The following is a 13633-nucleotide window of genomic DNA, read 5'->3' on the forward strand; positions in this document are numbered from 1 at the left end:
GGCGGGCCTCAGGCGTCCGGCCCCAGGTCCTCCTCCTCGAAGACCAGCAGCGTGCGGCTGCTGAGCACCTCGGGGATCGCCTGCAGCTTGGTGAGGACCAGCTCGCGCAGCGCGCGGTTGTCCTGCGTGTGCACCAGGATCAGCACGTCGAAGTCACCGCTGACCAGCGCGATGTGCGAGGCCTCGGGCAGCCGGCGCAGCTGGTCGCGCACCGTGCGCCAGGAGTTCTGGACGATCTTCAGGGTGATGTACGCGGAGGCGCCCTGCCCGGCCCGTTCGTGGTTGACGCGGGCGCCGAACCCGCGGATCACGCCGTCGTCGATGAGCCGGTTGATGCGCGCGTAGGCGTTGGCCCGCGACACGTGGACGCGCTCGGCGACGGACCGTATCGACGCGCGGCCGTCCTTCTGGAGCATCTGGAGGATGTCGCGGTCGATGGGATCGAGCGGGCGGGCCACGGGCTCCGGCGGCGGCCCCCCGGAGCCGTCGGCCATTTGTTCAGATGCCATGTGCCCGCGCCTCCCTACCATGGACGTACTGCATTCATCTCAGGCTGTGGAGAACCGTTTGTCCACAGCCTGAAGGTGCCTGTAGCCAAAATGTGCCGACGACCGAACAATCGGTAGGTGAGGCGCATCACACCCGACGCGCCGCCGAAGCCGCTCCCACGAGGAGGTGCCGTCATGACGGTCATGGAGCAGCGGAGCACCCGCCGCACAGGCAGGACCGCCCCGCCGCCCGCCTGGCAGCCCCGCACGGACCCCGCGCCGCTGCTGCCCGACGCGGAGCCGTACCGCGTCCTGGGCACCGACGCCGCCGCGAAGGCGGACCCCGAGCTGCTGCGCCGGCTGTACGCCGAGGTGGTCCGCGGCCGGAGGTACAACGCGCAGGCGACCGCCCTGACCAAGCAGGGCCGCCTCGCGGTCTACCCCTCGACCACCGGCCAGGAGGCCGCCGAGGTCGCCGCCGCCCTCGCCCTGGAGGAGCGCGACTGGCTCTTCCCGAGCTACCGCGACACCCTCGCCGCCGTCGCCCGCGGCCTCGACCCCGTCCAGGCCCTCACCCTGCTGCGCGGCGACTGGCACACCGGCTACGACCCGCACGAGCACCGCGTCGCGCCGCTGTCCACGCCGCTCGCCACCCAGCTGCCGCACGCCGTCGGCCTCGCCCACGCCGCCCGCCTCAAGGGCGACGACGTCGTGGCGCTCGCCATGGTCGGCGACGGCGGCACCAGCGAGGGCGACTTCCACGAGGCGCTCAACTTCGCGGCCGTCTGGCAGGCCCCGGTGGTCTTCCTGGTGCAGAACAACGGCTACGCGATCTCCGTGCCGCTCGCCAAGCAGACCGCGGCGCCGTCCCTGGCCCACAAGGCCGTCGGGTACGGGATGCCGGGCCGGCTGGTCGACGGCAACGACGCGGTGGCCATGCACGAGGTGCTCACCGAAGCCGTCACCCACGCGCGCGAGGGCGGTGGTCCGACCCTGATCGAGGCCGTCACCTACCGCATGGACGCGCACACGAACGCCGACGACGCGACCCGCTACCGGACCGACGACGAGGTCGAGGCGTGGCGCGACCACGACCCGGTCCTCCTCCTGGAGCGCGTCCTGACCGAGCGCGGTCTCATCGACGAGGCCGGGATGCAGGCCGTGCGCGACGACGCCGAGACGATGGCCGCCGCGCTGCGCGAGCGCATGAACGCGGACCCGGTGCTCGACCCCATGGACCTGTTCACCCACGTCTACGCCGAGCAGACCTCCCAACTGCGCGAGCAGGCCGAGCAGTTGCGCGCCGAGCTCGACGCCGAGGCCGAGGCGTCCGAGGGAGGCCGCTGATGGCGACCGTCGCCCCCGAGCAGGCCGCGAAGCCCGCCACCAAGCCGGCCACCATGGCCCAGGCCCTCGGCCGCGCCCTGCGCGACGCGATGGCCGAGGACCCGTCCGTGCACGTCCTCGGTGAGGACGTGGGCACCCTGGGCGGCGTCTTCCGCATCACCGACGGACTCGCCAAGGAGTTCGGCGACGACCGCTGCACCGACACCCCGCTCGCCGAGGCCGGCATCCTCGGCGCGGCCGTCGGCATGGCGATGTACGGGCTGCGGCCCGTCGTCGAGATGCAGTTCGACGCGTTCGGCTACCCGGCCTTCGAGCAGCTCGTCTCCCATGTCGCCAAGATGCGCAACCGCACGCGCGGGACGATGCCGCTGCCGATCACGATCCGCATCCCCTACGGCGGCGGCATCGGCGGCGTCGAGCACCACAGCGACTCCTCCGAGGCGTACTACATGGCGACGCCGGGCCTGACGGTCGTCACGCCCGCCACCGTCGCCGACGCGTACGGGCTGCTGCGGCAGTCGATCGCCTCCGACGACCCGGTGGTCTTCCTCGAACCGAAGCGCCTGTACTGGTCCAAGGACACCTGGAACCCGGAGTCCCCGGCGACCGTTGAACCCATCGGCACGGCCGTGGTCCGCCGCCCCGGGACCAACGCCACGCTCATCACGTACGGGCCGTCCCTGACGGTCTGTCTGGAGGCGGCCGAGGCCGCCCGCGCCGAGGGCTGGGACCTCGAAGTGGTCGACCTGCGCTCCCTGGTGCCGTTCGACGACGCGACGGTCGCCGCGTCCGTGCGCCGCACCGGGCGCGCGGTCGTCGTCCACGAGTCCCACGGCTTCGGCGGACCCGGCGGCGAGATCGCCGCGCGGATCACCGAGCGCTGCTTCCACCACCTGGAGGCGCCGGTGCTCCGGGTGGCCGGGCTCGACATCCCGTATCCGCCGCCGATGCTGGAGCGGCACCATCTGCCCGGCGTGGACCGGGTGCTGGACGCCGTCGCACGTCTCCAGTGGGATCAGTGAGGGGATCGGTCTGATGGCGCAGGTGCTGGAGTTCAAGCTGCCCGACCTCGGCGAGGGGCTCACCGAGGCGGAGATCGTGCGCTGGCTGGTGCAGGTCGGCGACGTCGTCGCCGTCGACCAGCCGGTCGTCGAGGTCGAGACGGCCAAGGCGCTCGTCGACGTGCCGTGCCCCTACGGGGGTGTGGTCACCGCCCGCTTCGGCGACGAGGGGAGCGAGCTGCCCGTGGGGGCGCCGCTGCTGACGGTCGCCGTCGGCGCGGACGCGAGCACGGTCGTGGAGGCGCCGGGCGCCGCCCCGGCCGAGTCCGAGGGCTCGGGGAACGTGCTGGTGGGGTACGGCACGACCGCCGCGCCCGCCCGGCGCCGACGGGTGCGGCCGAACGCGCCGAGCGCGCAGTCCGCGCCGCCCGCTCCCGCCCCGGCGGCCCCGGTCCCGGCTCCGGTGCCCGTGGCTCCGGCGGCTCCGGCGCCCGTGAAGCCGGTGCACGCGTCCGGGCCCGTCCCGGTCATCTCGCCGCTCGTGCGCAAGCTCGCCCGCGATCACGGGCTCGACCTGCGGGAGCTGACGGGTTCCGGCCCCGAGGGGCTGATCATGCGGGCCGATGTGGAGCGCGCGGTGGCCGGTGCCGCCGCACCCGCCCCGGTGGCACCCGTGGCCCCGGCGCCCGAGGGCCAGGCGCTCAAGGGGCACCGCACTCCTCTGCGCGGGGTCCGCGGCGCCGTCGCCGACAAGCTCTCCCGCAGCCGGCACGAGATCCCCGACGCGACCTGCTGGGTGGACGCCGACGCGACGGAGCTGATGCGCGCCCGCGCGGCCATGAACGGGGCGACCGGACCCTCCGCGGGCCCGAAGATCTCCGTCCTGGCGCTGCTCGCCCGCGTCTGCACGGCGGCCCTGGCCCGCTACCCGGAGCTGAACGCGACGGTGGACACGGAGCGGCGCGAGATCGTCCGGTTCGACGAGGTGCACCTCGGGTTCGCCGCGCAGACCGAGCGCGGGCTCGTCGTCCCCGTCGTCCGGGACGCGCACGCGCGCGACGCCGAGTCGCTGAGCGCCGAGTTCGCGCGGCTCACGGACGCGGCGCGGACCGGATCGCTGACGCCCGCGCAGCTGACCGGCGGCACGTTCACGCTGAACAACTACGGGGTGTTCGGGGTCGACGGCTCCACGCCGATCATCAACCACCCCGAGGCGGCCATGCTCGGGGTGGGCCGGATCGTGCCGAAGCCGTGGGTGCACGACGGGGAGCTGGCGGTCCGTCAGGTCGTCCAGCTGTCGCTCACCTTCGACCACCGGGTCTGCGACGGCGGCACGGCGGGCGGCTTCCTGCGCTACGTCGCGGACTGTGTGGAACAGCCGGCGGTGCTGCTGCGCACCCTGTGACCCGGGCGCCGGGGGTGCGGTGAACGGCGGCGCACCCCCGGGACCCCGTACGCGAGGGTGGCAATGATCCTTCGTGCGCTCATACTCGGGGGATGAACGAGAACGCCGTCCGCGGCCCCGCACCCGCGTACGACGCCGTCGTCCTCGCGGGGGGCGCCGCGCGGCGGCTCGGCGGGGCCGACAAGCCCGGGGTCCGGGTCGGCGGCCGCGCCCTGCTCGACCGGGTGCTCACCGCCTGCGCCGGGGCCCGCGACACCGTCGTCGTCGCCGCGCCCCGCGCCACGGCGCGGCCCGTCACCTGGGCCCGCGAGGACCCGCCGGGCGGGGGCCCGCTCGCCGCGCTGGACGCGGGAGTCCGGGCCCTGCCGCCGCGAGGACACGGGGCGGCGGAGACCGTGGTCGTGCTCTCCGCCGACCTGCCGTTCCTGACCCCCCGCACGGTCCGGCTCCTGCTCGACACGCTGCACGCGGGGCCGGCCGAGGGCGCGGGGGCCGTCCGTGCCGGGTCCGCCGAGGACGCCGAAGCCGTTCATGCCGGGCCCGCCGGGGATGCCCCCGCCGAGGGCGCCGGGGCTGCCGATGCCCGCTCCGTCGAGGGCGCCGAAGCCACCCACGCCCCGCCCGCCAAGGGCGCCGAAGCCGTTCTTCTCACTGACCGCGACGGACGCGACCAGCCGCTCGTCGCCGTCTATCGCCGCGCCGCGCTCGACCGTGCGCTTCGCGCCCTCGCCGCCGAGCACGGTGCGCTCGAAGGGCTGCCGCTGCGCCTCCTCACGCGCGCACTGCGCCTCGCCCGGGTCGCCGACCCGGAGGACCCCGTCGCGTCGTTCGACTGCGACACCTGGGACGACATCGCCGAAGCCCGGACACGGATCAGGGAGCATGGACGCGTGCTTGAAGAATGGATCTCCGCAGCCAAGGACGAACTGGGCCTCGACCTGGACGTCGACACCGGCGCACTGCTCGACCTCGCCCGCGACGCCGCGCACGGGGTCGCCCGCCCCGCCGCGCCCCTGACGACGTTCCTCGTCGGATACGCGGCCGCGCAGGCCGGTGGCGGCCGCGAGGCGGTCGCCGCCGCCACCGCGAAGGCCGTCGCGCTCGCCGAACGCTGGGCGCGGGAGGCCGAGTCCGCCGCGGCCCCGGAGGACTCGGCGGCGGGCGACTCGGCGCCGGGCGCGGAATGACCGCCCCGGACGGTCGTTCGGTGTCGCAGGCCGACCCGATCGACGGCGACGTCGACGAGGCGCTGGCCCTGGCCAACGCGCACAGCGCCCCGCGCGGGCAGGGGGTCCCCGGTGCGCCGCGCGCAGCCGCGCCCGGCCCCGCCGACGCCGGCCGGGACGCACCTCGCGCACCCCGGGATCCTCGCCCCGGCACCGAGGCGCCCGCCACCGGCCAGGACGTCCCGCGCGAGACCGCCCGCGACCGTCACCACGCCACCCCCTGGCCGGCCGCCCGCCGCATCGCCGCCCAGGCGGGCCGGCAGGCCGCCGCGTACCGGGCCCGTACGACCGAGCCGCCCGTCGACCCGGTCACCGGCGCGCAGACCGACCCGGCGACGGGTCTGTCCGTCGACCCCGTGGCCGACGCCTCGACCGCCCCCCGAGCGGAGCGCTTCCCGCGCGGCGCGGCCCGTGTCCCCCTGGAGGCGGCCCTCGGGCTCGTCCTGGCGGCGCCGCTGACCGCCCTCACCGATCTCCCGTCCTTCGACACGTCCGCGATGGACGGCTGGGTCGTGGCGGGCCCCGGCCCCTGGGCCGTACGCGACGAGGGCATCCTCGCCGGGCACGAGCCGCCCGCACCGCTGTCCGACGGGGAGGCCGCGGCCATCGCGACCGGCGCCCGCATCCCGCCCGAGACGACGGCGGTCATCCGCAGCGAGCACGGGCGGCTCGACGACAAGCGGAACCTGCACCCGCTGCGCGAGGTCGCGCACGGGCAGGACATCCGGCCGCGCGCCCAGGAGTGCCGCAGCGGCGAACTGCTGCTGCCCGCAGGCTCCGTGGTCACCCCCGCGGTCCTCGGCCTGGCGGCCGCCGCGGGCTACGACGACCTGCTCGTCGTGCCCCGGGCCCGGGTCGAAGTCCTCGTCCTGGGGGACGAGTTGCTCACCTCGGGCCGCCCCCGCGACGGCCTCATCCGCGACGCGCTCGGCCCGATGCTGCCGCACTGGCTGCGCGCGCTCGGCGTCGAGGTGATCGCCGTGCGCCGGCTCGGCGACGACGCCGGGGCCGTCCTCAAGGCCGTCCGCGACTCCACCGCCGACCTCGTCGTGACCACCGGAGGCACCGCGTCCGGCCCCGTCGACCACGTCCACCCCACGCTCCGCGCCCTCGGCGCCGAACTGCTCGTGGACGGCGTCAAGGTCCGCCCCGGCCACCCGATGCTGCTGGCCCGGCTCGCCGAGGGCCGGCACCTCGTCGGACTGCCCGGCAACCCGCTCGCCGCCGTGTCCGGCCTGCTCACCCTCGCCGAACCGCTGCTGAGCGAGCTGTCCGGCCGGGCGGCGCCCGAGTCCTCGTACGGGCGTGAGGCGCGGGAGCCGGACACCGCGCCGCTGCACGCGGCGGTCCAGGGGCACCCGCACGACACCCGGCTCGTGCCCGTCGTGCTGCGCCAGGACCGCGACAGCGGGCACGACTGGGCGGTACCGCTGCACTACAACGGCCCGGCCATGCTGCGCGGCATCGCCGCCGCCGACGCCCTCGCGGTGATCCCGCCCGGCGGAGCCCAGGGGGCCCAGGAGGTAGGGATCCTCGATCTGCCATGGTCGTGGAGCACAGGGAACCCCGGGACCGATCTCCCGGGAAACGAAGGGTGTTTCACGTGAAACTGGCCGGCCATGACGCCATCGCGCGTCAGGCGGACGAGAAGACCACCACCTACCGGGTGAAGCTGCCGCGCCGCGTCGTCGTGCCACCGCTGAAGCAGGTGGCCCGACGGCTGGCGATGGCCCTCGGCGTGCTCGTCCTCACGGGGTTCCTCGTCTGGATCGACCGGGCCGGGTACAACGACAGTTCGGACCACACGGTCGATCTGCTCGACTCCTTCTACTACGCGACCGTCACGCTCTCCACCACGGGATACGGCGACATCACGCCGGTCAGTGACAGCGCCCGCCTCACCAACATCCTCGTCATCACACCCCTGCGCGTGCTGTTCCTGATCATCCTGGTCGGCACCACGCTGGAGGTCCTCACCGAACGGACCCGGGAGGAATGGCGCCTGAACCGCTGGAGGTCCAACTTGCGTGACCACACTGTCGTCATCGGCTTCGGCACGAAGGGCCGCAGCGCGGTGGAGACCGTCTGCGCGACCGGGCTCAAGCCCGAGCAGGTCGTCGTGGTCGACCCCAGCAGCAAGGTCATCGACGCGGCCAACGCGCTGGGCTACGCCGGGGTCATGGGCGACGCGACCCGCAGCGACGTCCTGGTCCGCGCCGAGGTGCAGCGCGCCCGGAAGATCATCATCGCCACGCAGCGCGACGACACGGCGGTCCTGGTGACGCTCACGGCGCGGCAGTTGAACCGCGGGGCGAAGATCGTCGCCGCGGTCCGCGAGGAGGAGAACGCGCCGCTGCTGCGCCAGTCCGGCGCGGACGCGGTCATCACCAGCGCCAGCGCGGCGGGCCGGCTGCTCGGCCTGTCGGTCCTCAGCCCCAACGCGGGCATGGTCATGGAGGACCTCATCCAGCAGGGCAGCGGCCTCGACCTGATCGAACGGCCGGTGATAAAGGCCGAGGTGGGCCTGGAGCCGAAGCAGGTCGACGACCTCGTCGTCAGCGTCGTGCGCGGCCACCGGCTGCTCGGCTACGACGACAAGGCCATCGGCACCCTGCAGTTGACGGACCGTCTGATCACCATCGTGCGGGCCACCCCGACCACCCACGTGGCACCGGACACCAAGCCGCTGCCCCAGGACTGACCCGGGCGTGACGCGGGGCCGCGCCGGGCCCACGGGAGTAGCCTCGCGGCCATGTATGCGATCACGATCCCGGAACCCGGCGGACCCGAGGCGCTTCTCTGGGCGGAGGTCCCCGACCCCGTGCCCGGCGAGGGCGAGGTCCTCGTCGAGGTGGTCTCCAGCGCCGTCAACCGCGCCGATCTGCTCCAGCGCCAGGGCTTCTACAACCCGCCGGCCGGCTCCTCCCCGTACCCCGGTCTGGAGTGCGCGGGCCGGATCGCCGCGCTCGGGCCGGGCGTGGGCGGCTGGTCCGTCGGCGACGAGGTGTGCGCGCTGCTCGTCGGCGGCGGCTACGCGGAGAAGGTCGTCGTCCCGGCCGGTCAGCTGCTGCCCGTGCCGCGGGGCGTCGACCTCGTGACGGCGGCGGCGCTGCCCGAGGTGACCTGCACCGTCTGGTCCAACGTGTTCATGGTCGCGAACCTGCGCCCCGGCGAGCTCTTCCTCGTGCACGGCGGCTCCAGCGGCATCGGCACGATGGCGATCCAGCTCGCGAAGGCGGTCGGCGCCAAGGTCGCGGTCACCGCGGGCACCAAGGAGAAGCTGGACTTCTGCGCCGAGCTGGGCGCCGACATCCTGATCAACTACCGCGAGCAGGACTTCGTCGAGGAGATCCGCGAGAACACCGCGGGCGGCGGCGCCGACGTCGTCCTCGACAACATGGGCGCCAAATACCTGGGCCGCAACGTGGACGTCCTCGCCACCAACGGCCGGCTCGCGATCATCGGCATGCAGGGCGGCGTCAAGGGCGAACTGAACATCGCCACGCTGCTCGGCAAGCGCGGCGCGATCACCGCGACCACGCTGCGGGCCCGGCCGCTCGCCGAGAAGGCGGCCATCGTCGCGGCGGTCCGTGAACACGTCTGGCCGCTGATCGAGGGCGGCCATGTGCGGCCGGTCGTGGACCGGACGCTGCCGATGGCCGACGCGGCGCAGGCCCACCGGGTCCTGGAGGAGTCCGGGCACATCGGCAAGGTGCTGCTCACGCTGCCGTAGCCGCCGCGGCGGTCAGCGGCGCAGCCGCAGGGCCAGGAAGCCGAGGCCGAGCCCGGTGAGGAGCAGGCCGAAGCCCAGCGGCAGCACGTTCACCAGCGGGCTCGTCCCGTCGTCCGGCACCACGGTCTGCTGCCGGGCGGCGGCCGGGGGCCGCGGGCGGTGGGTCGGGGTCGCGGAGGGCTCCTCGACGGGCGGCGCGGGCGGCCGCAGGGCCGCGGGGCCGGTCGGATGGGGGCGGGGCCGCCCCGGCGGGGTGCGGCCCTCGCCCGCCTGGGTGCCCGCGAGAGAGGCTCCGGGCGAGGGTTCGGCGGCGTACGCCGGGGACGCCTGCGCGACGGCGGAGACGAGCGCACAGGCCGCCGCGGCCTGCAGGGACGCCGTGAGCACGAGAAGGGTCGCCGCGAGAGCTCCCGTCACCCGTCCGGCCACCCGCCGAAGCCACGCCATGCACTGCCCCCTTCTGCCCGTGCCGCTGCCGCGCTGCTGCCGTGCTTGCGATAAGCCTCACATAGGCCAATAAAACGGGCACGCCGGATTTCGGGGCACCCGGGTGCGGTGGATCACCGTCCGACGGGGGCACCACCCAAGGGTGAGAGCACGGTGCGAGAGAATGGCGGCATGGAGATGCCGAGGAACGAACGGTCGCCGGAGAACCCGCAGATCCTGGTCGTGGGCCAGGACGGAATGGCTCTGGGCGGCGGCGGAGCCGACGAAGCCCGCGAGGTCCCGGTGACGGAGATGGTCGAGCAGCCCGCCAAGGTGATGCGCATCGGCAGCATGATCAAGCAGCTGCTGGAGGAAGTACGCGCGGCTCCCCTGGACGAGGCGAGCCGGCAGCGGCTCAAGGAGATCCACCACAGCTCCGTCAAGGAGCTCGAGGACGGCCTCGCGCCGGAGCTCGTCGAGGAACTGGAGCGGCTCTCCCTGCCGTTCACCGACGAGGCCACCCCGAGCGACGCCGAACTGCGCATCGCGCAGGCCCAGTTGGTGGGCTGGCTCGAGGGCCTCTTCCACGGGATCCAGACGACGCTCTTCGCCCAGCAGATGGCCGCCCGCGCCCAGTTGGAGCAGATGCGCCGCGCTCTTCCGCCGGGCGCCGGCGGCGAGGACGGCGACGAGGACCCCCGCACGATCGGCCGCTCGGGCGGGCCGTACCTGTAAGGCGCCGACGCGGAATTCTGCGGCGTACACACCTGTTTGATCGTGACCTGGGGCACAACCCGACGGGTTGTGCCCCAGGTGGCGTGAGCGTCGATCTACTGTGCGGTGCACCTGACACCGACACAGGGGGAACTTCATATGAATGTTCGACGGTCCGTGCTTGTCGCGGCCGGCGGTCTGGCCTGTCTGACGGTGCCGCTGGTGGCGTCGCCGGCCGCGGCTTCCTCGATGGCAACAGGAAACTGCAGCTACAGCGCTGTCTACGGCGCCTACACGGGGTTCTACACCGGGCAGAACACGGTGAACCCCCTGCGGCTTCGTGTGCTCGACACCAAGGCCGACGGCCATGGTGTGGCGATTCGCCTGGTCACCCGGACGAACTCCGGCGCTGACAAGGCGTGGTCCTGGCACCACTACAAGGGCGGCAACGGCGGCGAACAGTCGTGGGACACGAGCGCGACGGATTCGGCGGGTATCAGTTCCATGGGTATCCAGGCGGCCGTGTTCGAAGGTGATGACCTGCTGAGCCTGTGCACCAGCAGCTTCACCTACAACCCCTACTGACAGCTGACCACACGCTGACAGCCTGCCGCGGTTGCCGACCGGCAACCGCGGCAGAGCGCTAGCTGGCAGGGTCGCCTGTCGAGACTTCGAGAGTGATCTCGACCTTGCCGCCGGGGTCGATCTCGGTGTTGGGGGCGGGCCACTGGTTCTTGACGGTGCCCTCGCCGTACGTGTTCTCGTCCACGGGCTTCTGGACCATGGTCCAGCCGGCCGCCCGGAAGCACGCCTTCACCGAGTCGATGTTCTTCAGGTAGAAGTCCGGGACCTTGATCTTGTTCTCGTCGTTGAACCCGGTCTCGGGCTCGGTGCACTTGTCCGTCTCGATGGTCTTCGTCTTGTCGGGGCCCTTGTGACCGGCCACCTCGGACGTGCCGCCGCTCGGCTTGCCGTTGCCCCCGGGGTCCGGGTCGTCGCCCTGGTTCGTCAGGACCGCGATCAGGCCGCCGATGGCGACCAGCGCGACGACGATCGAGGCGATGATCACCATCATGTTCTTGTTCCGGCCGCCGGAACCGCCGGAGCCGCCGCTCTGCGGGCTCGCCGTCGTCACCGGCTGCGCCGAGTACGGGGCCGGGGTCTGCGGCGCGTAGGACATCGACGGGGGCGGCGTCTGGTACCCGCCCTGCTGCGGATACCCGTACGCGGGCTGCGGCGCCGGGGTCGGCGTGCCGTAAGGGTTCTGCGTCTGCGGCTGGTACGGCGTCTGGACCGGGCCCGGGGTCGGCATCCCGTTCTGGTCGACGGGCGGGAAGACCGTCGCGCCGACGCCCGCACCGCTCGACGTCTGCGCGCCCGGCACGATGCTCGGCGCCGCGTGCGTCAGCGACTGGGCGACCCGCAGGCACTCGTCCCGCATCGCCTCGGCGCTCGGGAAGCGCTCGTTCGGGTTCTTCTTCAGGGCGCGGGCGACCAGCGCGTCGATCGCCGGCGGCAGCGAGCGGTTGATCGAGGACGGAGCCACCGGCTCCTCCTGGACGTGCGCATACGCTATGGCCAGCGGCGAGTCCGCCTCGAAGGGCAGTCGGCCGGTGGTCAGCTGGAAGAGCATGATGCCGACCGAGTACAGGTCGGAGCGGGCGTCGACACCGCGGCCGAGAGCCTGCTCCGGCGACAGGTACTGGGGCGTGCCGACGACCATGCCGGTCTGCGTCATCGAGGTCACACCGGACTGCATGGCGCGCGCGATGCCGAAGTCCATGACCTTGACGACGTTCCGCTTCGTCATCATCACGTTGCCCGGCTTGATGTCGCGGTGGACCAGGCCCATCTCGTGGCTGATCTCGAGCGCGGCGAGCACGTCGGCGGTGATCTTGAGCGCCTTGTCGGCGGGCATCGCGCCGTACTGGCGGACGTCCTCGTCGAGCACCGAACCGAGCGGCCGGCCCTCGACGTACTCCATGACGATGTACGGAGTGATCGTGCCGTTCAGCTCGTCCTCGCCCGAGTCGAAGACCGAGACGATGTTCGTGTGCGTGAGCTTGGCCACCGACTGGGCCTCGCGCTGGAAGCGCTGACGGAAGGCGTCCTCGCGGCCGAGTTCCGTGTGCAAAGTCTTGATGGCGACCGCGCGGTCGAGCCGCGTGTCGTGCGCGAGATGCACGGAGGCCATGCCGCCCTCACCGAGCAGGTCGCGCAGCTGGTACCGCCCACCGGCCACGGAACTGCCCGCGTACCGCCCGCCCTGCCCGCCGCCGGCGCTGCCCTCGGTCATGTCTCCACGTCCCCCATAGGCGCCCCGCTGACGGCGGCGGCCCGGTGATCGAATCAGCTATTCCCGGCCAAGTCTGCCCCAGGGCACCGACACGTCAAGCTCGATGCCCGTTCCGTGACCGTACGGGCAAGAAGCGTCGCGGAAGCGTTACAGGCGATCGCCGGAGAAAGGGGCAGGGAGCGCGCATACGAACGACATGGGTCCGGCACAGAAATTGCGCGCACGATTTGCACGACGTACACGGCAACGGGTTTGATACCGGATCCATCTCGGGACGGGACCGGCGCCCAAGCCTGTAGCGTGGCCCGACGGAGCTCGTGTTCACAACCGCGCGTACTCCGAATGCGCGGATCCGGCAGCACACACAGCAACAGCACGGACAGAAACGACGGCGAGGACTGATGGCACAGCAGCAGCGCGCTCAGGGCCCGTCCGACCCCGAGGCGACTGGCGGCGGTATGTCAGACGCGCCGGAGGCGTGGGGCAACGGCGGGCTGGTCGGAGACGGCCGGTACCGGCTCACCCACCGCCTCGGCCGGGGCGGCATGGCCGAGGTCTTCGCGGCCGAGGACGTGCGCCTCGGGCGCACCGTCGCCGTCAAGCTGCTGCGGGCCGACCTCGCGGAGGACCCGGTCTCCAAGGCCCGCTTCACGCGCGAGGCCCAGTCGGTCGCCGGCCTGAACCACCACGCGGTCGTCGCGGTCTACGACTCCGGCGAGGACTTCGTGAACGGCACGGCGGTGCCGTACATCGTCATGGAGCTCGTCGAGGGCCGCACCATCCGCGACCTGCTCATCAACGCGGAGGCGCCGGGCCCCGAGCAGGCCCTCATCATCGTCTCCGGGGTGCTCGAGGCGCTCGCGTACTCGCACCAGCACGGCATCGTGCACCGTGACATCAAGCCCGCCAACGTGATCATCACGGACACCGGCGCGGTCAAGGTCATGGACTTCGGCATCGCCCGCGCCCTGCACGGCGCGCAGTCGACCATGACACA

Annotated in this window: 13 protein-coding genes; 10 read left to right on the top strand and 3 right to left on the bottom strand. The window is 73.1% G+C overall.

Translation table 11 applies throughout. The features are described from left to right. Nucleotides 1–8: 8 nt before the first annotated feature. Nucleotides 9–509 (bottom strand): Lrp/AsnC family transcriptional regulator, encoded by a 501-nt coding sequence (locus ACFW9D_RS17320; protein ID WP_384622863.1) that lies wholly within the window; start codon nucleotides 507–509, stop codon nucleotides 9–11. A gap of 174 nt (nucleotides 510–683) precedes the next feature. On the opposite strand from ACFW9D_RS17320, the gene pdhA reads away from it, so the two are divergent. The 7 genes from pdhA (at nucleotide 684) to ACFW9D_RS17355 (ending at nucleotide 9200) form a co-directional block, all read left to right on the top strand. Then, a complete protein-coding gene (gene pdhA, locus ACFW9D_RS17325; protein WP_384622864.1) occupies nucleotides 684–1835 on the top strand; it encodes a pyruvate dehydrogenase (acetyl-transferring) E1 component subunit alpha in 1152 nt (383 codons plus the stop codon). Continuing rightward, entirely contained in the window at nucleotides 1835–2857 is a 1023-nt protein-coding gene (locus tag ACFW9D_RS17330) for an alpha-ketoacid dehydrogenase subunit beta (RefSeq protein WP_384622866.1), read from the top strand. The genes pdhA and ACFW9D_RS17330 overlap by 1 nt, the downstream gene beginning before the upstream one ends. 13 nt (nucleotides 2858–2870) lie before the next feature. Then, nucleotides 2871–4241: a dihydrolipoamide acetyltransferase family protein gene (locus ACFW9D_RS17335; RefSeq protein ID WP_384622868.1), complete on the top strand. Its 1371-nt coding sequence runs from the start codon at nucleotides 2871–2873 to the stop codon at nucleotides 4239–4241. Nucleotides 4242–4333: 92 nt separating this feature from the next. Then, on the top strand, nucleotides 4334–5428 hold the full coding sequence (locus ACFW9D_RS17340; protein ID WP_384622870.1) for a DUF6457 domain-containing protein: 1095 nt from the start codon (nucleotides 4334–4336) through the stop codon (nucleotides 5426–5428). Then, on the top strand, nucleotides 5425–7074 hold the full coding sequence (locus tag ACFW9D_RS17345) for a molybdopterin-binding protein (RefSeq protein ID WP_384622872.1): 1650 nt from the start codon (nucleotides 5425–5427) through the stop codon (nucleotides 7072–7074). The genes ACFW9D_RS17340 and ACFW9D_RS17345 overlap by 4 nt, the downstream gene beginning before the upstream one ends. Beyond that, nucleotides 7071–8168, top strand: a complete 1098-nt coding sequence (locus ACFW9D_RS17350) for a potassium channel family protein (RefSeq protein ID WP_384622874.1) — start codon at nucleotides 7071–7073, stop codon at nucleotides 8166–8168. The genes ACFW9D_RS17345 and ACFW9D_RS17350 overlap by 4 nt, the downstream gene beginning before the upstream one ends. Before the next feature lie 51 nt (nucleotides 8169–8219). Continuing rightward, the gene (locus ACFW9D_RS17355) at nucleotides 8220–9200 is read left to right on the top strand and encodes an NAD(P)H-quinone oxidoreductase (RefSeq protein WP_188338018.1); all 981 of its coding nucleotides are present in this window, start codon (nucleotides 8220–8222) and stop codon (nucleotides 9198–9200) included. A gap of 12 nt (nucleotides 9201–9212) precedes the next feature. Here ACFW9D_RS17355 and ACFW9D_RS17360 read toward each other — a convergent pair whose 3' ends face one another. Next, nucleotides 9213–9647 (bottom strand): hypothetical protein, encoded by a 435-nt coding sequence (locus tag ACFW9D_RS17360; RefSeq protein WP_384622876.1) that lies wholly within the window; start codon nucleotides 9645–9647, stop codon nucleotides 9213–9215. Between the two features lie 171 nt (nucleotides 9648–9818). Between ACFW9D_RS17360 and ACFW9D_RS17365 the strand changes: the two genes are divergently transcribed. Both ACFW9D_RS17365 and ACFW9D_RS17370 read left to right on the top strand, forming a co-directional pair. Next, nucleotides 9819–10361, top strand: a complete 543-nt coding sequence (locus ACFW9D_RS17365; protein WP_188338020.1) for a bacterial proteasome activator family protein — start codon at nucleotides 9819–9821, stop codon at nucleotides 10359–10361. Between the two features lie 156 nt (nucleotides 10362–10517). Beyond that, on the top strand, nucleotides 10518–10925 hold the full coding sequence (locus ACFW9D_RS17370) for a hypothetical protein (RefSeq protein WP_384622878.1): 408 nt from the start codon (nucleotides 10518–10520) through the stop codon (nucleotides 10923–10925). Between the two features lie 58 nt (nucleotides 10926–10983). On the opposite strand, the gene ACFW9D_RS17375 is transcribed toward ACFW9D_RS17370, so the two are convergent. Further along, nucleotides 10984–12636, bottom strand: a complete 1653-nt coding sequence (locus ACFW9D_RS17375; RefSeq protein ID WP_384622880.1) for a protein kinase — start codon at nucleotides 12634–12636, stop codon at nucleotides 10984–10986. A gap of 401 nt (nucleotides 12637–13037) precedes the next feature. Here ACFW9D_RS17375 and ACFW9D_RS17380 point away from each other — a divergent pair. After that, nucleotides 13038–13633, top strand: a 596-nt coding sequence (locus ACFW9D_RS17380) for a protein kinase (RefSeq protein ID WP_384622881.1), incomplete at its 3' end; no start/stop codon positions are given.

The organism is Streptomyces sp. NPDC059524 (assembly GCF_042749255.1).
Lineage (GTDB): Bacteria > Actinomycetota > Actinomycetes > Streptomycetales > Streptomycetaceae > Streptomyces > Streptomyces xanthii.